The 20739-nt window shown below is 65.4% G+C and carries 16 protein-coding genes and 2 tRNA genes; 12 read left to right on the top strand and 6 right to left on the bottom strand.

The window, feature by feature from the left end:
- Positions 1-51 precede the first annotated feature (51 nt).
- Positions 52-1035, top strand: coding sequence for an XdhC family protein (locus ACP7B7_RS00210; protein ID WP_308924855.1), 984 nt, complete (start codon positions 52-54; stop codon positions 1033-1035).
- Entirely contained in the window at positions 1032-1922 is an 891-nt protein-coding gene (locus tag ACP7B7_RS00205; protein WP_308924854.1) for a DNA-3-methyladenine glycosylase 2, read from the top strand. Before ACP7B7_RS00210 ends, ACP7B7_RS00205 begins: the two co-directional genes overlap by 4 nt.
- On the opposite strand, the gene ACP7B7_RS00200 is transcribed toward ACP7B7_RS00205, so the two are convergent.
- Complete coding sequence (locus ACP7B7_RS00200; RefSeq protein WP_426075372.1) at positions 1919-3142, bottom strand: MFS transporter; 1224 nt, start codon at positions 3140-3142, stop codon at positions 1919-1921. The two genes, ACP7B7_RS00205 and ACP7B7_RS00200, sit on opposite strands and share 4 nt — an antisense overlap.
- A 147-nt stretch (positions 3143-3289) precedes the next feature.
- Here ACP7B7_RS00200 and ACP7B7_RS00195 point away from each other — a divergent pair, with 147 nt between their 5' ends.
- On the top strand, positions 3290-4192 hold the full coding sequence (locus tag ACP7B7_RS00195; protein ID WP_308924852.1) for a LysR family transcriptional regulator: 903 nt from the start codon (positions 3290-3292) through the stop codon (positions 4190-4192).
- Between the two features lie 14 nt (positions 4193-4206).
- Here the strand turns inward: ACP7B7_RS00195 and mug are convergent, their stop codons facing one another.
- On the bottom strand, positions 4207-4737 hold the full coding sequence (gene mug / locus ACP7B7_RS00190; protein WP_308924851.1) for a G/U mismatch-specific DNA glycosylase: 531 nt from the start codon (positions 4735-4737) through the stop codon (positions 4207-4209).
- A 183-nt stretch (positions 4738-4920) separates the two neighbouring features.
- Here mug and ACP7B7_RS00185 point away from each other — a divergent pair, with 183 nt between their 5' ends.
- Complete coding sequence (locus ACP7B7_RS00185; RefSeq protein ID WP_308924850.1) at positions 4921-5394, top strand: (2Fe-2S)-binding protein; 474 nt, start codon at positions 4921-4923, stop codon at positions 5392-5394.
- Positions 5391-7706 (top strand): molybdopterin cofactor-binding domain-containing protein, encoded by a 2316-nt coding sequence (locus ACP7B7_RS00180; RefSeq protein WP_426075371.1) that lies wholly within the window; start codon positions 5391-5393, stop codon positions 7704-7706. Before ACP7B7_RS00185 ends, ACP7B7_RS00180 begins: the two co-directional genes overlap by 4 nt.
- Here ACP7B7_RS00180 and ACP7B7_RS00175 read toward each other — a convergent pair.
- Complete coding sequence (locus tag ACP7B7_RS00175) at positions 7703-8881, bottom strand: MFS transporter (protein WP_308924848.1); 1179 nt, start codon at positions 8879-8881, stop codon at positions 7703-7705. The two genes, ACP7B7_RS00180 and ACP7B7_RS00175, sit on opposite strands and share 4 nt — an antisense overlap.
- Positions 8882-8988: 107 nt before the next feature.
- Between ACP7B7_RS00175 and ACP7B7_RS00170 the strand changes: the two genes are divergently transcribed.
- A complete protein-coding gene (locus tag ACP7B7_RS00170; RefSeq protein ID WP_308924847.1) occupies positions 8989-9771 on the top strand; it encodes a helix-turn-helix transcriptional regulator in 783 nt (260 codons plus the stop codon).
- A gap of 63 nt (positions 9772-9834) precedes the next feature.
- On the opposite strand, the gene ACP7B7_RS00165 is transcribed toward ACP7B7_RS00170, so the two are convergent.
- Positions 9835-9911: transfer RNA gene (locus ACP7B7_RS00165), tRNA-Met, on the bottom strand.
- 108 nt (positions 9912-10019) lie between these two features.
- Positions 10020-10096, bottom strand: a tRNA-Met gene (locus ACP7B7_RS00160).
- Positions 10097-10285: 189 nt separating this feature from the next.
- Here ACP7B7_RS00160 and ACP7B7_RS00155 point away from each other — a divergent pair.
- From ACP7B7_RS00155 to ACP7B7_RS00145, 3 genes are read left to right on the top strand one after another with little or no spacing between them, the layout of a single operon-like run.
- Entirely contained in the window at positions 10286-10861 is a 576-nt protein-coding gene (locus ACP7B7_RS00155) for an NUDIX hydrolase (protein ID WP_308924846.1), read from the top strand.
- Between the two features lie 37 nt (positions 10862-10898).
- Positions 10899-11615 carry a leucyl/phenylalanyl-tRNA--protein transferase gene (gene aat, locus ACP7B7_RS00150; RefSeq protein ID WP_426075370.1) on the top strand — a complete coding sequence of 239 codons (717 nt, stop codon included), beginning with the start codon at positions 10899-10901 and terminating at the stop codon, positions 11613-11615.
- Between the two features lie 46 nt (positions 11616-11661).
- The gene (locus ACP7B7_RS00145; protein ID WP_426075369.1) at positions 11662-12384 is read left to right on the top strand and encodes an arginyltransferase; all 723 of its coding nucleotides are present in this window, start codon (positions 11662-11664) and stop codon (positions 12382-12384) included.
- A 29-nt stretch (positions 12385-12413) separates the two neighbouring features.
- Here ACP7B7_RS00145 and ACP7B7_RS00140 read toward each other — a convergent pair whose 3' ends face one another.
- Complete coding sequence (locus ACP7B7_RS00140; RefSeq protein WP_426075368.1) at positions 12414-15722, bottom strand: S41 family peptidase; 3309 nt, start codon at positions 15720-15722, stop codon at positions 12414-12416.
- Positions 15723-15910: 188 nt separating this feature from the next.
- Between ACP7B7_RS00140 and ACP7B7_RS00135 the strand changes: the two genes are divergently transcribed.
- From ACP7B7_RS00135 to ACP7B7_RS00125, 3 genes are all read left to right on the top strand, one after another.
- Positions 15911-16960 (top strand): quinone-dependent dihydroorotate dehydrogenase, encoded by a 1050-nt coding sequence (locus ACP7B7_RS00135; RefSeq protein WP_426075367.1) that lies wholly within the window; start codon positions 15911-15913, stop codon positions 16958-16960.
- Positions 16961-16977: 17 nt separating this feature from the next.
- Positions 16978-18024 carry an aldo/keto reductase gene (locus tag ACP7B7_RS00130; RefSeq protein ID WP_426075366.1) on the top strand — a complete coding sequence of 349 codons (1047 nt, stop codon included), beginning with the start codon at positions 16978-16980 and terminating at the stop codon, positions 18022-18024.
- Between the two features lie 285 nt (positions 18025-18309).
- A complete protein-coding gene (locus tag ACP7B7_RS00125; RefSeq protein ID WP_426075365.1) occupies positions 18310-20730 on the top strand; it encodes a TonB-dependent receptor plug domain-containing protein in 2421 nt (806 codons plus the stop codon).
- Positions 20731-20739: the final 9 nt, after the last annotated feature.

Here is a 20739-nt window from a genome sequence, read left to right as displayed (position 1 = left end):
ATCGCACGCCGCACGCATGCGGCAGGCACTAAAACCACCATACGGCGCACCATGGACAGCATCGACCTCGAAGTACTGAAAACCTGCGCCGCCTGGATCGCGGCCGGCCGCCGCTGCGAACTGGTCACCGTCATCAAGACCTGGGGCTCCAGTCCGCGCCCGGTCGGCGCCACCCTGGCCATTTGCGACGACGGCACGGTGGTGGGATCGGTGTCCGGCGGCTGCATCGAAGATGACCTGATCGCACATGTGCGCACGCACGGCATCGTGCGCGAGCGGCCCGAAATCGTCAGCTACGGCATCAGCGCCGACGAGGCGCACCGCTTCGGCCTGCCCTGCGGCGGCACCATCGAGCTGGCGATCGAACCGCTGCATGCCGGCAGCGGCGTGGCCGAACTGCTGGCGCGGCTGGAGCGCCATGAACTGCTCGAACGGCGGCTCGATCTGAAGAGCGGCGCGGTCAGCCTGCATGCGGCCGCGCCGGGCGCCACGCTGGTGCTGGACGACGACCTGCTGACCACCCAGCACGGCCCGCGCTGGCGCCTGTTGATCATCGGCGCCAGCCAGTTGTCGCGTTTCGTGGCGCAGATTGCCACCGCCATGGATTACCATGTGATCGTCTGCGACCCGCGCGAAGACTACCGCGGCGGCTGGAATGTGCCCGGCGTGCCCCTGCTGCACGCCATGCCCGACGACCTTGTGCTGGAACTGCAGCTGGACAGCCGCAGCGCCGTTCTGGCCCTGACGCACGACCCGAAACTGGACGACCTGGCGCTGATGGAAGCATTGAAGTCGCCGGCCTTCTATGTCGGCGCCATCGGCTCGCGCGCCAACAATGCGAAACGGCGCGAACGGCTGCTGCAGTTCGACGTCACGCCGGACCAGCTGGCGCGCCTGCACGGCCCGGTCGGCCTGTACATCGGCAGCAAGACGCCGGCCGAAATCGCCATCTCCATCCTGGCCGAACTGACGGCCGTGAAAAATGGCGTGCCCGACAAGCTGCAGATCCAGCACGCGCAAGCGCTGTCCGCATGAATACCCTGCACTGGAGCCTGCCGCTGCCGCCCGGCTACCGCCAGGCGGACGTGCTGGCGTTTCACGGCCGTGATGCGCAAGGCGTGGCCGAACAGGTGACGCCCGGTGGCCTGCGCAAGGGCATCTTGCAGCAAGGCGCGCCGGTGCTGCTGGAAGTCGATTTCACGGCCACGCAAGCGCTGTGCCGCGCCGATATCGACGGCCCTACCAGCGACGACGGCATGCAGGACGCGCTGCACGGTGTGCTGATCAATATCCTGGGCCTGCGCATCGCGCCCGAGCCGTTTGCGCAGCTGGTGGCCGGCGACCCGCTGATGGGCCCCCTGGCGCGCGCCAACGGCAGCCTGCGCATCGTGCAGTCGGCCACGCCGTTCGAGGCACTGACCTGGGCCATCATCGGCCAGCAGATCAACCTGCCGTTCGCCATTGCGCTGCGCCGTACCTTTATCCTGCAGGCGGGCCGGCGGCACGGCGGCGGCCTGTGGTGCTACCCGGAAGCGCGCGACGTGGCGCGGCTGGAACCGGAACAGCTGACGGACCGCAAATTTTCGCGCGCCAAGGCCGAAACGCTGCTGCGCCTGGCACGACTGGTCGACGATGGTGAACTGTCACTCGACCTGCCGGCATCGGGCGAGGTAGCGGCGGTGTCGCAGGCGCTGCTGAATGTCAAAGGCATCGGCCCGTGGACCGTCAACTACGCGCTGCTGCGCGGCTATGGCTACGCCGACTGCTCGCTGCATGGCGACGTGGCGATCCGCGCGGCCCTGCAAAAGCTGTTGCAAGAAGACAGCAAGCCGGACATGGCGCGCACCGAACAATGGCTGCGCCAGTACGCGCCCCACCGCACCATGGCGGCGGCCCATTTGTGGGCCAGCCTGCAAGGCTAATGCAAAGGTAAAGCGCTGCGCCGCTGTGCGCGCGCCCCAAGCAGGTGGATCACGCCCGCCACCGCACCGAGTACCATACCGAATACCGCCACGCCGGGCCAGCCATGGCGCTCCATCAGCCAGCCGCTGGCCGCCACGCCGAGCGCGCCGCCGATAAAGGTGGCCGTCATGTACAGGCTGTTGATGCGGCCCTGGGCGGCCGGATCGGCGGCAAAGGCGCGCGTCTGGTTCGCCACCAGCGCGGCCTGCACGCCGATATCGAGCACGATCACGCCGATCACCAGCAGCACCAGCGAGGTGCCGGCGCCCGCCATCAGCAACCAGGACAAGGTGACGATGACGATGCTGGCGCCAATGACGGTGCGCGAGCCGAGCCTGTCGGCGGCCCTGCCGCCCACAGCGGCGGCCAGCGCGCCGGCCGCGCCGATAATGCCGAAGGCGCCAGCCCAGCTGCTGCCCAGATGCCATGGACCGTTGGCCAGCAGCGCCGCCAGGTTGACCCAGAAGGCATTGAAGCAGGCCCACAACAGTGACTGGATCAGCATCGATTCACGGATGGGACGATGGTCGCGCAGCAAGGGCCATAATGAGGCCAGCAGCCGTGCATACGACAGCTGGGTGGTCGGTATGCCGCGTGGCAGCAGCGCCCTGGCCGTGAACCACACGGGTATCATGAACGCCGCCTCCATGGCGTAGACGGCACGCCAGCCATAAGCATCGCCCACCACGCCGGCCACCGTGCGCCCCAGCAAAATGCCGACCATGATGCCGCTGACCACCGTGCCGACGGAGCGCCCGCGCTCGCCCGGCGACGACATCAGGGCGGCAAACGGTACCAGCTGCTGCGGCACGCAGCTGACAATGCCCAGCCCGAACGAGGCGGCCACCAGCGCCCAGATGCCGGGCGCCATGCACGCGGCCAGCGCAAAGAAAAACGCCAGCGCGATCTGGCCCAGCACCAGCTTGCGCCGGTCGACACGGTCGCCCAGCGGCAGCAGCAGGGCCAGGCCGGTGGCAAAGCCGAGCAGCGCCGCGCCGGCCACCAGGTTGACGGACGCCAGCTCGACGCCGAGGCCGGCCTGTATCAGGGGCAGTATCGGTTGCGTGCAATAGATATTGGTGATCACCGCGCCGGCGATCACCGCCATCATCAGGATCTTGCCGCGCGGCGCGGCCGGCGGCGGCCGTGTTTCATGTGAGTTTTGGGGTGTGGAGCGCATGGCGCCCTCCTTTCATGGTGATCTGTCAGGCGCCACGGCAACATGCCATGGCGCAGAAGAGCAGCTTACGTACTTGCACCCATGAAGAGAATCCCATAATATCGGGAGTCATTCTTCCAATATTTGACAGAATCGCGAGTACCGAACATGGATAAACTGGACTCGATGGCGGTGTTGCTGGCGGTGGTGGAAGCGGGCAGCCTGTCGGCCGCGGCGCGCCACCTGGCCATGCCGCTGGCCACCGTCAGCCGCAAGGTGGCGGCGCTGGAAGCGCACCTAAAAACACGGCTGCTGCACCGCACGACCCGCCACCTGGCGCTGACCGAGGCAGGCAGCGCCTACGTGGCCGCCTGCCGACGCATCCTCGACGAGATCGGCGAAGCGGAACGCACGGCGACCGGCGAATACGCCACGCCCAAGGGCGAACTGACGGTCACCGCGCCGATGATGTTCGGGCGCTTGCATATCGTGCCGGTGGTGGCCGAGTTTCTGGCCCAGTATCCGGAGATCGAAATCAACCTGGTGCTGACCGATCGCGTCATGCACCTGATGGATGAACATATCGATGTGGCGGTGCGCATCGGCGAACTGCCCGACAGCGGCTTGATGGCCACTGGCGTCGGCAAGGTGCGGCGGGTGGTCTGCGCCAGCCCCGATTACCTGGCCAGGCATGGCGCGCCGGCCACGCCGGCCGACCTGGCCGCGCATGACTGCATCAGTTTCGAGGTGATGGAATCGCGGCGCGCCTGGGTGTTCGGCGCGGCCAGGTCGGCGCAGGCCGTGCCCGTGCATTCCAGGCTGGCCGTCAATACGGTGGACGCGGCGATCGCCGCCGCCACTCTCGGCGTGGGCCTGGTCAGGGTGATGTCCTACCAGGTGATGGACGCCCTGCGCAACGATGCGCTGCGCATCGTGCTCGAACCGTTCGAGTCGGAACCCTTGCCCGTCAGCCTGGTGCACAAGGGACAAACGCCGCTGCCGCTGAAACTGCGCGCCTTTCTCGATTTTGTCACGCCGCGCCTGCGTGCGCGGCAGTTGAGCATCAGCTGAATATCAACTGAATATCAACCGAGCGCGCGCCTGAGTTCCGCATACGCCTGCACCAGCTGCTCTTTGCTGTAGCCGCGATTGAGTCCGCTGGGGTTCGGCAGTATCCACACGCGCGCGCCGCCGAAGCGCTCGGTTTGTTCTCCCCATTCGACCTGGCGCTGGCCCATCATCGCCGCGTAGGCCGCCTTGCCCAGGAAGGCGATCCATTGCGGCTGCAGCAGCGCCAGCTTGTGCTGCAGGCCGGCCGCCGCTTGCGCAAATTCTTCCTTGCCGACCTGGTCGGCCCGCTGTGTCGGCCGCCCCACCGCCGCGGTCAGGCCCAGTCCGAACGCCAGCACGCTGGCGTCATCCTGCGGCGCCACCTGGTGCGGCGTGAAGCCGGCCAGGTGCAGCACGGGCCAGAAGCGGTTGCCGCGGCCGAGAAAATGGTGGCCGGCGACGGCCGCTTCCGCGCCCGGATTGAGGCCGCAAAAAACCACCTGCAAGCCGGGGGCCAGGATATCGGGCAAACCTTGTGCCATTTGCGCCAGTGTGCTGTCTGTCATGGAAAACTCCGAATGCGGGGAGCCGCAGTATAGAAGAAACGAGAGCCGGCGTTGAACACGGCCGCCGCCGGTCGCCTCGCCTGCAGCACTCGGCGGCCGGTGCTACCATCTACTACTGATGAGCTAATCCCCATGACGGATGGCCGCCACGTTTTTCCGTACCCCCCACTTCCGAGGAATGCTATGACTACCCTGACCATCAATGGCAAGCGGCACGATATCGCCCTGCCCGAAGACACGCCCCTGCTGTGGACCCTGCGCGACGAACTGGGCATGACAGGCACCAAGTTCGGCTGCGGCATGGCCCTGTGCGGGGCCTGCACCGTGCACCTCGATGGCGAGGCGGTGCGCTCGTGCGTGACGCCGATCTCGGCCGCCGCCGGCAAAAAGATCACCACCATCGAAGCGGTGGGCGAAGACAAGGTGGGGCTGGCCCTGCAGCAGGCGTGGCAAGACCACGGCGTGCCGCAATGCGGCTACTGTCAGGCCGGGCAGATCATGTCGGCCACGGCTCTGCTGCACAAGACGCCGAAGCCCAGCGACCAGCAGATCCGCGAGGCGATGAGCGGCAATATCTGCCGCTGCGGCACCTATACGCGCATCCATGCGGCCATCAGGCAGGCCGCTGGCGTGACCGCCAAAGGAGCGTCCAAATGAACGCCCCTGACAAGATGATCGCCTCGGCCTCGCGCCGCAACTGGCTCAAGGCCGCCGGCGCGCTGGCCGGCTTTACACTGGTCGCCGGCCCTTCCGGCCTGGTGATGGCGGCCGATGCCGTCAAGTATGGCGGCGAGAACATGGCCGGCGGCGTGGTCGACGACGCGCTGGTATTTTTGTCGATCGGCTTTGATGACATCGTGACCATCGTGGCGCATCGCTCGGAAATGGGCCAGGGCATCCGCACCAGCCTGCCAATGGTGGCGGCCGACGAACTGGGCGCCGACTGGGCCAAGGTCAAGGTGCAACAAGCTCCGGCCGACGAAGCGCGCTACGGCAGCCAGGACACCGACGGCTCGCGCAGCATGCGCCACTCGTTCCGCGCCATGCGCCATGTGGGCGCCACCGCCCGCCTGATGCTGGAAACGGCGGCCGCCGCGCGCTGGAACGTCGCCGTCACGGAAGTGAAAGCGGCCGACCACAAGGTCGTGCATGCGGCCAGCGGACGCACGCTGGGCTTCGGTGAACTGGCTGAAGCGGCGGCAAAACTGCCGGTGCCGCCGCGCGCCAGCATCTCGCTCAAGCGCGCCGAAGAGCTGCGCTATATCGGCCAGGAAAGCGAACAAGATCGCAAGCGCGGTATCGACCTGCACGATATCGTGACCGGCAACACCCACTTCGGCATCGACACGCGTCTGGAGGGCATGCACTACGCCGTGATCGCCCGTCCGCCCGTGTTTGGCGGCAAGCTGAAAAGCGTCGACAAGACGGCGGCCCTGAAAGTGCCGGGCGTGCTGCGCATCGTCGAACTGGCGGGCAGCCCGCCGCCGGCCATGTTCAATCCGCTGGGCGGGGTGGCCGTGATTGCCAGCAATACCTGGGCCGCCATCAAGGGCCGCGAAGCGCTGGTGCTGGAATGGGAGGACGGCCCGAACGGCGTCTACGATTCGAAGGCATTCCGTACCACCCTGGAAGCGGCCGTGCGCCAGAGCGCCAAGCCGGCGCGCGACCAGGGCAAGACGCTTGAAACCCTGGCCGCCGCACTGGCCAGGCGCAAGATGAGCGCCGAATACTATCTGCCGCACCTGGCCCACGCCACCATGGAGCCGCCCGCCGCCACCGTGCGCGTGGCCAACGGCAAGGCCGAAGTGTGGGCCTGCGTGCAGGCGCCACAAGCCACGCGCAGCAATGTGGCGAAAGCGCTGGGACTGGCGTTCGAGGACGTCACCGTGCACGTCACCTTGCTCGGTGGCGGCTTCGGGCGCAAATCGAAACCGGACTTCGCGGTCGAAGCGGCGCTGCTGTCCAAAGCGATGGACGGCAAACCCGTCAAGCTGACCTGGACCCGCGACGACGACCTGCAGCACGATTACCTGCACACGGTATCGGTCGAGCGCCTGGAAGCGTCGCTTGACGCGAAGGGATTCCCGACCGCCTGGCTGCACCGCACGGCAGCGCCCACCATCACCTCGACCTTCGCCGCCGGCGCCAACAAGCAGGCGCCATTCGAGCTGGGCATGTCGGCGATCAACGTGCCGTTTGCGATCCCGAATGTGCGCGTCGAGGTGCCGGAAGTGCCGGCCCACACGCGCATCGGCTGGTTCCGCTCGGTGTCGAATATTCCGCACGCGTTCGCCATCCAGTCGTTTGCGGCCGAACTGGCGCATGCGGCGAAAAAGGATCACCGCGATTATCTGCTGGAACTCCTGGGACCGGCGCGCAAGATAGCTCCGAAGGAACTGTCCGACGGCTGGAACTATGGCGAAGACCCGGCCAAATATCCGGTCGATATCGGCCGCATGCGCCACGTGATCGAACTGGCCACGGCCAAGGCGGGCTGGGGCCGCAAGCTGCCCAAGGGACGCGGCCTGGGCCTGGCCGTGTCCTACAGTTTCGTCACCTACGTGGCGGCCGTGATCGAGGTGGAAATCAACGCGGCCGGCGAAGTGCTGATCCCGCGCGTCGATATCGCCATGGACTGCGGCCCGCAGATCAACCCGGACCGCGTGCGCTCGCAGATCGAGGGCGCCTGCGTCATGGGCCTGTCACTGGCGATGAGCGGCGAAATCAGCTTCAAGAACGGCAGGGTCGAGCAAAGCAATTTCCACGACTACGCCGTGCTGCGCGCCGCCGACGCCCCGCGCGTGATCCACACCCACCTGGTGCCGGGCACGCTGGACATGGAACTGGGCGGCGTGGGCGAACCGGCCACCCCGCCGATCGCGCCGGCGCTGTGCAACGCCATCTTTGCCGCCACGGGCAAGCGCATCCGCGCGCTGCCGGTGGGGATGCAGCTGGCGAAGAAAGCCTAAACCCGCCGCACGTTCCATCGCTGCAGCAGCGCGGCGGCGGCAGCCACTGCCGCCGCGCCGGCCGCCAGCAGCCATGCTGGCCAGTGCAGCAGCAACAGCAGGCCGCCGCCGGCGGCGCCGATGGCGCTGCCCAGGTACAGCGCCGATTCATTGAGGGCGATGGCCAGGTTGCCGTCGCCCTGCGCTGCCCGCACCGCCAGCAGGCGCTGGTTCTGCGGCACCTGCAGCGCCCAGCCGGCCGCGCCCCACAGCAATATCGGGAGCAATGGCAGCCAGTGCTGCCAGGCGCCCGCCAGCGGCAATGCGGCCAGCGACAGCGCCAGCAGCAGCAGCAAGATGATCAGGGTCAGGCGCGGCGCCGCCATGCGGTCGGCCAGCGGCCCCACCAGCATGCTGCCCGCCACGCCACCCACGCCCCAGGCCCACAGGAAAGGCGCGACCGCCTCGCCGTCCGGCGCCACCAGCGGCGCGATAAATGTGTACATGCCCAGGCTGGCAATCGCCGCCAGCAGCGAAACGACCAGTATCCCCATCACCTGGCCATCGGCCAGCAAGGCCAGCTTGCGGCGCAGCGCGACCGCCGGCGCCTTTGGCATCGCAGGCGGCTTCCAGCACAAGCCCATCAGCGCCAGCGCCCCCAGCGCCGTGACCAGCCACAGTGCCGACGCCCAGCCCAACCGTGCTGCCAGCAGCAGGCTCAACGGCACGCCCAGCACCGTGCCGCTGGCCATGCCGCCCATGATCGCGGCGATCGCCTTGCCGCGCTGGCCGGGCGCCACCATGGCGGCGCAGGCGGCAATCCCGAGCGCCAGATACACGCCGGAGCCGATGCCGGCAATCGCCCGGAAGACCAGCAGCTGCGCAAAGCCGCCGGCCAGCGCGCTGGCGGCATTGGCCAGCACGAACAATCCCAGCGCCAGCAGCAGGCCGGCGCGCTGGCGCGCGGCCGGCAGCAAGGCGACCGCCAGTGGCGAGCCCAGGCCGTAGGCGAGCGTAAACGCCGTCACCAGTTGCGCGGCCATCGCCACCGGCACCTCGAACGCGGGCGCGATCAGCGGAATCAGGCCGGCCGTCACATAGGACGCCATGCCCAGTGCAAAGGCGCCCAAGGCGATCAGATAAACAGCGAATGGCAGGCGGACAGTAGCGGAAGTGGACAAGACGTGATCGGACATGGGCTCTGCCTTCAACAAGAAAGCAGGCATTCTGGAATACAATATAAACAATTACAATTTAACTGTTTATGCTATTACTGGCAGCAACAGCCTCCGGGATCACCGCCATGCGCACCTTGCAACGCACCCGCCATGAACTGGCCGCCTATCTGCAGGCGCGCCGCGCCAGCCTGTCCCCCGAAGACATGGGCCTGCCCAGCGGCGGGCGGCGCCGCACGCCGGGCCTGCGCCGCGAAGAGGTGGCGGCCCTGGCCGGCGTGGGACTGACCTGGTACACCTGGCTGGAACAGGGCCGCGATATCGGCGTCTCAAGCGCTTTTCTCGACAATCTGGCGCGCGTGCTGAAACTCGATGCCGGTGAGCGGCGCCATCTGTTCCTGCTGGCCCATGCGCGCCCGCCGGCCGAAGACGGCAAGACCTGGTGCGTGGTGCCGCCGCCGGTACGCCGCCTGATGCACGACCTGCCGCATGCGGCCTTCGTGCTCAACCTGCGCTGGGATGTGCTGGCATTCAACGACGGGGCCGGCGCCCTGTTCGGCCTGGGCGCGCATGCGCCTGCGCGGCGCAACCTGCTGTGGCTGCTGTTTACCGATCCCCTGCTGCGCCAGCGCTTTACCGACTGGGAACAGCAGGCGCCGCGCATGCTGTCCAGCTTTCGCCGCGACTACGCGCGCGCCACGCAGGAGGCCGATATCCACGCGCTGGTCGCGGAACTGGAACAGGTGTCGCCGGAATTCAAGCTGTGGTGGCGCCGCCATGAGGTGCACGCACCGTGCGACGGCGTGCGCAGCCTGTCCATCGATGGCGCCAGCGTCGCCTTTGAACACAGCTCGCTGACGATCGACGCCGACCGCCATTTGCGGCTGGTGGTGCACGCACGCCAGTTGTAGGGGCAGCACGCCCCACAACGAAAAAACCGCTGACCCTCTTGCGAGGAATCAGCGGCTTCGAATTGGTTGCGGGGACAGGATTTGAACCTGTGACCTTCGGGTTATGAGCCCGACGAGCTGCCAGACTGCTCCACCCCGCACAAGAATTATATACCAGATTGTTACGCGGCGTAAAGGGACGTGTTTGACACATCATCTGACAATGAAAAAACCGCTGACCCTCTTGCGAGGAATCAGCGGTTTCGAATTGGTTGCGGGGACAGGATTTGAACCTGTGACCTTCGGGTTATGAGCCCGACGAGCTGCCAGACTGCTCCACCCCGCACAAGAATTATAAGCGCAAACGGGTGACTTAGGCAATAGCTATCTCAACATCGGCCGTAATAGAGCCATTCAATAGAAAATCCCGGCACATGCCTGATCCGCCCGGCACGCCACGGCACACGCAATCGGTGTACAGTAAGCGTTACACTGTTGCTCGGACCTCTGCCCTCTTTTACCTTACAGCCTGCCCATGAAATTCTGCTCCGAATGCGCCCATCCCGTCAGCCTGTCGATACCGGCCGGCGACAACCGTCCGCGCTATGTCTGCGCCAATTGCGATACCATCCATTACCAGAACCCGAAGATGGTGGTCGGCTCGATACCGGTATGGGAGCAGGACGGCCAGTTGCAGGTGCTGCTGTGCAAGCGCGCCATCGAGCCGCGTTACGGCTACTGGACCCTGCCTGCCGGCTTCATGGAAAACGATGAAACCACCTCGGACGCGGCCGAGCGCGAAACGGTGGAGGAAGCGGGCGCGAACATCGAACTGGGCAAGCTGTTTTCGCTGCTGAACGTGCAGCGCGTGCACCAGGTGCACCTGTTCTACCTGGCGCGCCTGCGCGACCTCGATTTCGCGCCCGGCATCGAAAGCCTGGAGGTGCAGCTGTTTACGGAAAGCGAGATCCCCTGGGACGACCTGGCCTTTCCCACCGTGCGCACCACGCTGGAACTGTTCTTCGCCGACCGCGTGAAGATACGCGAAGGCGGCAGCTACGGCTTTCATACGGGCGACATCAACCGCCCGATGGCCATGCCGGCCGACTGAGTCCCTCAACCTTGAGCGCCCTGACCGCCCTGACCGCATGATCCCCTGGCTCGATCTCCATACCCCGTTTCCCGACGTCTCGCGCGCGCTGACGGGCGAGGCGCCTGGCCTCTTGGCGGCCGGCGCCGACCTGTCGCCGCGCCGCCTGCTCGACGCCTACCGGCACGGCATCTTCCCCTGGTTTTCCGAAGGCCAGCCGATACTGTGGTGGAGCACCGATCCGCGCATGGTGCTGATGACCGACCAGTTCAAACTGTCCGACAGCCTGCAGAAAGCCATCCGCAAGGTCGAGCGCAGCGCCGCCACCGACGGGCGCTGGCAGCTGCGCTTTGACGGCGACTTCGAGGCCGTCATGCGCGCCTGCGCCGCGCCGCGCAAGGATGGCCCGGGCACCTGGATCTCGGACGAGATCATCGACGGCTATACGGGCCTGCACAAGCTCGGTTATGCGCACTCGTCGGAACTGTGGCTCGACGGTGAACTGGTGGGCGGCGCCTATGGCGTGTCGATCGGCCGCATGTTCTACGGCGAATCGATGTTCGCGCGCGTCACGGACGGCTCGAAAATCGCGCTGGCCCATCTGGTGCATTTTTTGAAAGAACGCGGCGTGAAGATGATCGACTGCCAGCAGGAGACGCGCCACCTGGCCTCGCTGGGCGCGGCGCCGATTTCGCGCGCGCGCTTCCTGGCCCATCTGCGCGGTGCAATTGAAGAAGCACAAATCACCGACTGGCACACTGCGGCCAGGGACTAGCTATGCTATCGTTGCAAGCAACACCGCTGCCTCATACTGGACCGCCATGACGCACCTGAACGAATTACCGTTTGCCACCCTGCAGTTCTACACGACGGCACCCTACCCCTGCAGCTACCTGGAACAGCGCCAGGCGCGCTCGCAGGTGGCGACGCCCTCGCACCTGATCAACAGCGACGTGTATTCGGAACTGGTGCGCAACGGCTTCCGGCGCAGTGGAATCTTTACCTACCGCCCGTATTGCGACGGCTGCCAGGCCTGCATCCCGGTGCGCGTGGCGGCGCAGGATTTCAGCGCCAGCCGCAACCAGCGCCGCGCCTGGAGCCGCCATGCGCAGCTGCAGGCCGGCGTGGCCACCCTGTCCTTCCTCGACGAGCACTACGAGCTGTACCTGCGCTACCAGAGCACGCGCCACGCGGGCGGCGGCATGGACCAGGACAGCCGCGACCAGTACGCCCAGTTCCTGCTGCAAAGCCGGGTCAACACGCGCCTGGTCGAGTTCCGCGACCCCGAAGGCGTGCTGCGCATGGTCAGCATCATCGACGTGCTGGCCGACGGCCTGTCGTCCGTCTACACCTTCTTCGATCCGGACGTGCCGGGCGCCTCCTACGGTACCTACAACGTGCTGTGGCAGATCGCCCAGGCGCGCGAGCTGGGCCTGCCGTATGTGTATCTCGGCTACTGGATCGCGCAGAGCCCGAAGATGGCCTATAAAATCAATTTCAAGCCGCTGGAAGCCAGAATCAAGGGGCAGTGGGTGGTGATGTAAAAAAGGGGCTTGCGCCCCTTTTTCATTGTTTACTTGCTCTTGTCCGGATACGCGGGACGCACCGGCCGCACCGGCGGATTTTTCGCCAGCTCCGCCTGTATCACCTCGATCGCCTTTTCCAGCTGCGGATCGCGGCCAGCGATCACGTCGGCCGGCGTTTGCTCGACTTCGATATCGGGCGGCACGCCTTCGTTTTCCACGCCCCAGCCGTTTTCACGGGTCCAGAACGCCAGGTTGGGCGCGGTGATGCTGCCGCCGTCCATCAGCACGGGGAAGCCGAGGATGCCGACCAGGCCGCCCCAGGTCGCCTTGCCGATCAGCGGACCCATGTTATTTTTGCGGAACATCCACGGCAGCAAATCGCCGCCCGAGCCGGCCGTCTCGTCGATCAGCATGGCGCGCGGACCCTGGATCGAGGCGGACGGCGTCTTCATGTCGGCGCCATAGCGCATGGCCCACCATGCGATCTCTTTCTTCTGCAGGATTTCGATGTAATAGTCGGCCACGCTGCCGCCGCCATTGAAGCGCTCGTCGACGATAATGGCCTGCTTGTCCGCCTGCGGGAAGAAATAGCGCTTGAAGTAGGTGTGGCCCAGGCCCGCCGTGTTCGGCACATACACATAGGCCACCTTGCCGCCCGTGGCCGCGTTCACCTTGCGCATGTTGCCCTCGATCCAGTCGCGGTTGCGCAAGGCGTCTTCGGTCGGTACCGGCACCACCGTGATGGTGCGCGCGCCCTTGCCGTCGGCCGACGGGCCGACCGTGATATCGATCGCCTTGCCGGCCGTGTTTTCAAACGCGCTGTAGATATTCGTCGGCGGCGCGATCGGACGGCTGTCGACGGCCAGCAGGTATTCACCGGCCTTGACGTTCAGTCCCGGCTCCGTCAGCGGCGCGCGCAAGCTGGGGTTCCAGTTCAGGCCGCCATACACTTTCCTGAAGCGGTAATGGCCGTCGCTCACCTCGTAGTCGGCACCCAGCAAGCCGCCCGGCACTTTTTTGGCGTCGATAAAATCGTCGCCGCCGCCGCCGCGATGGTGGCCAACGGCCAGCTCGCTGCACATCCACTGGATCAAACGGTTCAGGTCGGCACGGCTGGACAGCTCGGGCAAGAAGGCCGCGTACTTGTCGCGCATGGCTTTCCAGTCCACGCCATGCATGGCCGGGTCATAGAAATAATCGCGGTTGATGCGCCACACTTCGTTGAAAATCTGCGTCCACTCGGCGCGCGGATCGGCTTTTACCTCGATCGCGTCGATCTTGATCTTGCCTTCGCCCGCCGTCAGCGGCTTGCCGGTGGCCGAACCCATGGCCCAGTTGTCCTTCTGCCGGTAGAGCAGCTTCTTGCCGTCGGCCGACACTTCGAAATCATCGGCCTCCGCCACCACGGTTTCGGCCTTGCGCTCCTTCAGGTCAAAGCGCTGCACCGCCTTCTTGCCGTCGTTCTCGCGCAGGAAGAAGATCTGGCCGTCGCCACCGGCCGACAGGCTGGAGAACTGCGCGGCCGGCATCGGCAGGTCGACGATGCGCGTGGCGATGCCGTCGAAATCGATGCGGATCGGCGCCACCGGCGCGACAAGCACTTTCGGATCGTCGCGGCCCGTCTTCGGGTCGATCTTCGGCTCGTTTTTAGCCTCGGTCTCTGCCTTGGCGGCGTCCTTCTTCGGCTCCGCGCCGGCCGCTTTTTCCTCGTCGCTTTCCTTGATCAATGGCGACGGCAAATCATTCCTCAGCACCGCCATCCACACCGTGCGCGTCACCAGGTTGTCTTCGTTCTGCTGCGAGAACCAGTTGTTGCTGGGCCCCGCATTGGTCGAGGCAAAGAAGTACAGGTACTTGCCGTTCTTGTCGAACACCGGCTCGGCCACGTCCGACAGGCCATCGGTGACCGGCATCGACTTGTTCTGCTCGACCGAATAGATATAGGCGCTGCGCGTGTAAGTCGGTGAATTGAGCGTGTAGGCCAGCCAGCGCGAATCGGGCGCCCACGAGGCGCGCATGCTCTTGTCGACGCCGTACATCGGTTCGGTCGCGATCTTCTGCACCTTGGCCGTGCCGATATCGATCACATACATGCTCCAGCCATTGTCGGCGAACGCGATCTTCTTGCTGTCGGGCGACCAGACGGCGCTGTCGTAGAAGCCGCTGCCATTGAGCTTGAACTTGCGCACCGCGCCCTTGCCGTCCTGGGCCCGCACATGCAGCTCGTATTCGCCCGACTCGTCCGAGAAATACGCCACCGAGCGGCCATCGGGCGACCAGATCGGCGTGCGTTCGTGGGCAGCCGGCGTCTGCGTCAGGTTGCGCACATCGCCCTTGTCGGCCGGGATGGTGACGATCTCGCCCCGGTATTCGAACGCCACGCGCGCGCCCGACGGCGAGATCGAGGCGTCGCGGATATATTTTGCGCCCTTGACCCAGCGCGGACGCGTCTGCCCCAGGTCGCTGGCGACGCCGATGGCCAGCTTTTTCGACTGGCCGCTGGCCAGGTCCAGGCTGTGCAGGTAGCCGGCCTGCTCGTAGACGATGACGCCATTGGCGGCCGAAGCGTTCAGCACCGGGAAGTCCGTGTGCCGCGTCAGTTGGCGCACCGCCTTGGTCTTGACGTCGTAGGCAAACAGGTTGAATTCGCCGTTGCGGTCCGAGCGGAAGTAGACCGTGTCGCCGAGCCAGATCGGATCGACGTCGTTCGAGCGCGTGGTGGGCTGCGGGATTTTCTCGATCGATTTATCGCTGGATGAAAACAGCCACAGCCAGGAATTGGTGCCGCCCCGGTAGCGCTTCCATTGCTTGAAGGCCGGCATCAGGGGGTTGTAGGCGATGCGCTGGCCGTCCGGCGAATAGGTGGCGCGCGAGGCGTTCGGGATCTCGAGCTGGGTTTCCACGCCGCCCGTCACCGGCACCGTAAACAGCTTCTGGAAGCGGTTGTTGAAGGCGGCGCGCGGCGAGGTAAACATCACCGCCTTGCCGTCCGGCGTAAATGCCTGCGCCAGGTCGACACCCGGGTGGAAGGTCAGGCGGCGCGGCACGCCGCCGGCGGCCGCGATCACGTAGACATCGGTATTGCCGTCGATATTGGCGCTGTACGCGATCAGGCTGCCATCGGGCGAAAACACGGGGTTCGACTTGTCACCGAGATCGGACGTGAGGCGCCGCGCGCCGCCGCCATCGCGGTTGCTCAGCCACAGGTCACCGGCATAGATAAAGGCGAGATGGCTGTTCGAGACGGCCGGCTCGCTCAGCATGCGGGTGTCCTGGGTATTGGGCAGTGCGGTGGCGGCTTGGCTCAGCAGCAGTGCGGCGGCGGCAATCGCCGTCAGGGTCAAGGTCTTGATCAAGTCTTGTCTCGCTTATGGTGTAAGAAAAGAGGGAGTACCCACGGCCCAATGCGCATTATCATGTACTCAATATTGCATTAGGCCAACAAGAACTATACACCCGGCAGCTCCGTGGAACACGGTAAAATACGGCCCATCGCCAGTACCCATGACCGCATCACGCCCCGCGCACCATCCTTGAAAAACCCATGTCCAAAAAATTCCTGTACTCCCTCGCCCGCCCGCTGCTGTTTTCCATGGATGCCGAAGCGGCCCACCATTTCACCCTGCCGGCCCTGAAACGCGCGGCCGCGCTGGGCCTGACCAGGCTGGCAGGCAAACCGGCGGCTGACCCGCGCACAGTGATGGGCATCACCTTCCCGAATCCGGTCGGCCTGGCCGCCGGCCTGGACAAGGACGGCGCGTTTATCGATGCGCTGGCCGACATGGGCTTCGGTTCGATCGAGGTGGGCACCGTCACGCCGCGCGCGCAGGCCGGCAACCCGAAGCCGCGCATGTTCCGCCTGCCGCAGGCGCAGGGCATCATCAACCGCATGGGGTTCAATAACGGCGGCGTCGACGCCTTTGTCGCCAATGTGCAGGCCTCGAAGTTCTACCAGAATCGCGCCGGCGTGCTGGGCCTGAACATCGGCAAGAACGCCGATACGCCGATCGAGAAAGCGGCCGACGATTATCTGCTGTGCCTGGAAAAAGTCTACCCCTACGCCAGCTATGTGACGGTGAACATCTCGTCGCCGAACACCAAGAATCTGCGCCAGTTGCAAGGCGCGTCGGAACTCGACGCCCTGCTGTCGCAGCTGAAGCAAGCGCAGGCGCGCCTGGCGGACAAGCACAAGCGCTACGTGCCGCTGGCCCTGAAAATCGCGCCGGACATGGATGGCGAACAGGTGAAAAGCATCGCGGACTCGCTCACGCGCCACGGCATCGACGGCGTGATCGCCACCAACACCACCCTGTCGCGCACGGCCGTCGAAGGCATGGAGCATGGCGCGGAAGCGGGCGGCCTGTCGGGCGCGCCCGTGTTCGAACTGTCGAACACCGTGATCCGCCTGTTGCGCGCGGAACTGGGCAATGCGCTGCCCATCATCGGCGTGGGCGGCATCATGCAGGGCCAGGACGCGGTGGCCAAATTCGAGGCGGGCGCGCAGCTGGTGCAGCTGTACAGCGGCCTGATTTACGCGGGTCCGGCCCTGGTCGGCGATTGCGCGCGCGCGCTGCGCGGCAAGCAGGCACGTTAAGACAGACAGGAGAGACCATGGAGAAGACCACACTCGGTTCCAGCACGCTGCAGGTCAGCAAGATCTGCCTGGGTACCATGACGTTCGGTGAACAGAACAGCGAAGCGGAAGCGCACAGCCAGCTCGATTACGCACTCGAGCGCGGCATCAATTTCATCGACACGGCCGAGATGTATCCGGTGATGGCCAGCGCCGAGACGCAGGGCAATACCGAGCGCTATATCGGCAGCTGGCTGAAGAAAAGCGGCAAGCGCGGCCAGATCGTACTGGCCAGCAAGGTCGCCGGGCCGAACAGCCGCATGCACTGGATACGTGGCGGCAAGAACAACCTCGACGCGGTCAATATCCGCGCCGCCGTCGAAGACAGCCTGCGCCGCCTGCAGACCGAGCATATCGACCTGTACCAGCTGCACTGGCCCAGCCGCAACCTGCCGATTTTTGGCGCCAACAGCTACAACCCGCAGCATGAACGCGAAGCGGTCGCCATCGAAGACACGCTGGCGATCCTGGGCAAGCTGGTCGACGAAGGCAAGATCGGCCATATCGGCGTATCGAACGAGTCGTCGTGGGGCGTGTGCGAATATATCAAGCAGGCCGAACTGAAAGGCTTGCCGCGCATCGCCTCGATTCAGAACCTGTACAACCTGACGGCGCGCCAGTTCGAAACCGGCCTGCTGGACGAAACCTGCCACCGCGAGAACGTGGGCCTGCTCGCCTACAGCCCGCTGGCGTTCGGCCAGCTGACGGCCAAGTACCTCGACGATCCGCAGGCGCGCGGCCGCCTGACCATCTTCCCGCCCGGCTGGAGCCCCCGTTACATCCGCCCGGCCACCATCGAGGCGGCACGCCAGTATGCGGCGCTGGCGCGCGCCCATGGCCTGACGCCCACCCAGCTGGCGCTGGCCTGGTGCTACTCGCGCTGGTTCATCGCTTCCACGATTATCGGCGCGACCAGCCTGGCGCAGCTGGCCCACAATATCGACGCCTATCAAATCACGCTGTCGCCGGAAGTGGTGAAAGCGGTCGACGCCATCCACGCCACCCTGACCAACCCCGGTCAATAAGCGCATCCTCTTCGCCGGCGGCCATCCGTGCCGCCGGCAGTCGTTTTTATACAACAAGTACCATTCCCTTGCAGTGCACCATTGCGGTGCCGCCATGCCCGGTCGTATGCTGGACACCAAGGCGATATGCGCTACTCCCGCAAATTGCCCACGCATTATCCGTTTATCGCATAACGATACACAGAAGCATTCGTAAGCGCGCCACGCGCCCACTGTTAATCTGATGACATCACCGGACCGCCACGGTCCGCGGAACCTGAATCACCAACCGAAGAGATATAGTCGATGAGTCCTGTTACTACACGTACCACCCGCGCCCTGCCCGTCAAGACCGTCATCGCCGCCAGCCTGGTGGCCTGTTTCGCCCTGCCCGCCCACGCCCAGCAAGAGCTGCCGGCCGACGGCGAACTGCAATCGGTGGTCGTCACCGGCACCTTTGCGAAAAACCGCCGCACCATCGATTCCGAATCGCCGATCGACATTTTGACCTCGCGCGACCTGCAAAGCACGGGCTCGGGCGAACTGGCCACCGTGCTGGCGCGCCTGCTGCCGTCGCTGAACTTTGCGCGCGCCACCGGCGCCGACGCCAGCGACGCCGTGCGTCCGGCCCAGCTGCGCGGCCTGTCGCCCGACCAGACCCTGGTGCTGGTCAACGGCAAGCGCCGTTATACGTCGGCCGTGGTCAACGTCAACGGTTCGCTGGGCCGCGGCTCGGCGCCGGTCGACCTGAACGCGATTCCGCTGGCCGCCATCGACCATGTGGAAGTGCTGCGCGATGGCGCCGCCGCCCAGTATGGCTCGGACGCGATCGCCGGCGTGATCAATATCATCCTGAAAAAAGGCGCGGCCGGTGGCGACGTGGAAGTGGGCTATGGCCAGACCCAGGAACGCGACGGCAAGCAGAAGTCGATCAAGGGTTCGGCCGGCTTTGCGCTCGGTGAAGACGGCTGGCTGCGCCTGTCGGCCGAAGTGGCCGACCGCGATCCGACCAACCGCGCCGGCGCCGACTTCAGCAATCCGCTGGAACCGCGCTACGGCAAGATCAACCAGCGCTATGGCGACGCCGAAAGCCAGCCGGCGACCGTCTTCTTCAACAGCGAATACCATCTCAACGACAATATCGACTGGTATGCCTTCGGCAACTACGGCAAGCGCGACACCTCGGCCGTCGCCACCTGGCGCTCGGGACTGATACGCGATACCACCATCACGGATCGCATCGTGTATGTGCAGCGCACGCCGATCTATCCGGAAGGCTTTTTGCCGCAGCAAAACAGTACATTGACGGATCAATCGATCGTCACGGGCCTGCGCGGCGAAGCGGCCGGCTGGCGCTGGGACGCCAGCCTGAATTACGGCAGCAACAAGTTCGAACTGGATCTCGACAACACGGTCAACCAGTCGCTGAGCGCCAACAGCCCCACGCATTTTTACGCCGGTTCGCTGAAGAACGAACAAACCGTCTTGAACCTCGACGCGGCGCGCGAATTTGCCGTCCCGGTTTTTACGGGACCGCTGACGGTGGCCGTCGGTGCCGAAGCGCGCCATGAAAAATATACGATCGGCGCCGGCGATGCAGCGTCGTACACGAACGGCGGTTCGCAGGGCTTTGCCGGCTTCCGCCCTGCCAATGCCGGCAGCCACTCGCGCCACAATGAGTCGATCTATGTGAACCTGGAAGCGGAAGTCACCAGAAAACTGTCGGGTGGCCTGGCCCTGCGCCATGAGCGCTACAGCGATTTCGGCAACACCACCTCGGCCAAGGGATCGGCCCGCTACGCCTTTACCGACGCGCTGTCGCTGCGCGGCACAGCCTCGAGCGGCTTCCGCGCGCCCTCGCTGGCGCAGCAGTACTACACGATTACCACCACCAACTTCCAGCTCGTCAACGGCACCAATACGGCGATCGAAACCGGCACCTTCGCCGTCAGCACGCCGCAGGCGCGCGCCCTCGGTGCGCAAGACCTGAAGGCGGAAAAAGCCCGCAACTACAGCGTGGGCCTGCAGTTCCAGCCGAACCGCAACTTCACCACCTCGATCGACGCCTACCGCATCGACATCGACAACCGCATCCTGTTCTCGGCCAACCTGGCGCTGAACACGAACCTGCGCAACCTGCTGGCCGCGCAAGGCACGCCGGTCGGCGCCGCGCGCTACTTCACCAACGCGGTCGATACGCGCACCGAAGGCGTCGATATCGTCAGCACCTACCGCATCGACCTGCAGGACAAGGACCGCCTGGACTTCACCGTGGCGTATAACCACAACAAGAACTCGGTACGGAGCATCGCCGACAATCCGGCCATCCTGACGGCCAACAACCTGCTGCTGATCGACCGCCAGACGGTTGCCCGCGCCACCGTGGCCTCGCCGAAAGACAAGTTCAGCCTGGTGGCCGACTATGGCTTCGGCAACTGGAATGCGCACGGCGTGGTCACGCGCTACGGCAGCTTCACCGTGCCGCAGAATAACGCCGCGCTGGACCAGAACTACGATCCGCAATGGGTGCTGGACCTGTCGGGCAGCGTCAAGCTGGGCAAGAACTGGCGCCTGGCGGCCGGCATCGACAACGTCACCAACCGCTACCCGGCGCAGGTGACCAGCGCAGGCAACCTGAACGTCGGTGGTACCCAGCCGTACAGCATCTTCGCGCCGAACGGTTTCAATGGCCGCTATTACTATGCGAAGGCGGGTTATAGCTGGTAATCGCATCGC

The sequence above is a fragment of the Janthinobacterium sp. PSPC3-1 genome, assembly GCF_049896105.1.
GTDB lineage: Bacteria > Pseudomonadota > Gammaproteobacteria > Burkholderiales > Burkholderiaceae_D > Janthinobacterium.
The sequence above is the reverse complement of the archived record's forward strand: the minus strand, read 5'-3'. Positions and strand labels throughout refer to the sequence as shown.

What these genes read in the sequence shown, in the direction of transcription:
- ACP7B7_RS00210 (WP_308924855.1), top strand. Translation starts at nt 52, where the DNA reads ATGGACAGCATCGACCTCGAAGTACTGAAAACCTGCGCCGCCTGGATC.
- ACP7B7_RS00205 (WP_308924854.1), top strand. Translation starts at nt 1,032, where the DNA reads ATGAATACCCTGCACTGGAGCCTGCCGCTGCCGCCCGGCTACCGCCAG.
- ACP7B7_RS00200 (WP_426075372.1), bottom strand. Translation starts at nt 3,142, where the DNA reads ATGCGCTCCACACCCCAAAACTCACATGAAACACGGCCGCCGCCGGCC.
- ACP7B7_RS00195 (WP_308924852.1), top strand. Translation starts at nt 3,290, where the DNA reads ATGGATAAACTGGACTCGATGGCGGTGTTGCTGGCGGTGGTGGAAGCG.
- mug (WP_308924851.1), bottom strand. Translation starts at nt 4,737, where the DNA reads ATGACAGACAGCACACTGGCGCAAATGGCACAAGGTTTGCCCGATATC.
- ACP7B7_RS00185 (WP_308924850.1), top strand. Translation starts at nt 4,921, where the DNA reads ATGACTACCCTGACCATCAATGGCAAGCGGCACGATATCGCCCTGCCC.
- ACP7B7_RS00180 (WP_426075371.1), top strand. Translation starts at nt 5,391, where the DNA reads ATGAACGCCCCTGACAAGATGATCGCCTCGGCCTCGCGCCGCAACTGG.
- ACP7B7_RS00175 (WP_308924848.1), bottom strand. Translation starts at nt 8,881, where the DNA reads ATGTCCGATCACGTCTTGTCCACTTCCGCTACTGTCCGCCTGCCATTC.
- ACP7B7_RS00170 (WP_308924847.1), top strand. Translation starts at nt 8,989, where the DNA reads ATGCGCACCTTGCAACGCACCCGCCATGAACTGGCCGCCTATCTGCAG.
- ACP7B7_RS00155 (WP_308924846.1), top strand. Translation starts at nt 10,286, where the DNA reads ATGAAATTCTGCTCCGAATGCGCCCATCCCGTCAGCCTGTCGATACCG.
- aat (WP_426075370.1), top strand. Translation starts at nt 10,899, where the DNA reads ATGATCCCCTGGCTCGATCTCCATACCCCGTTTCCCGACGTCTCGCGC.
- ACP7B7_RS00145 (WP_426075369.1), top strand. Translation starts at nt 11,662, where the DNA reads ATGACGCACCTGAACGAATTACCGTTTGCCACCCTGCAGTTCTACACG.
- ACP7B7_RS00135 (WP_426075367.1), top strand. Translation starts at nt 15,911, where the DNA reads ATGTCCAAAAAATTCCTGTACTCCCTCGCCCGCCCGCTGCTGTTTTCC.
- ACP7B7_RS00130 (WP_426075366.1), top strand. Translation starts at nt 16,978, where the DNA reads ATGGAGAAGACCACACTCGGTTCCAGCACGCTGCAGGTCAGCAAGATC.
- ACP7B7_RS00125 (WP_426075365.1), top strand. Translation starts at nt 18,310, where the DNA reads ATGAGTCCTGTTACTACACGTACCACCCGCGCCCTGCCCGTCAAGACC.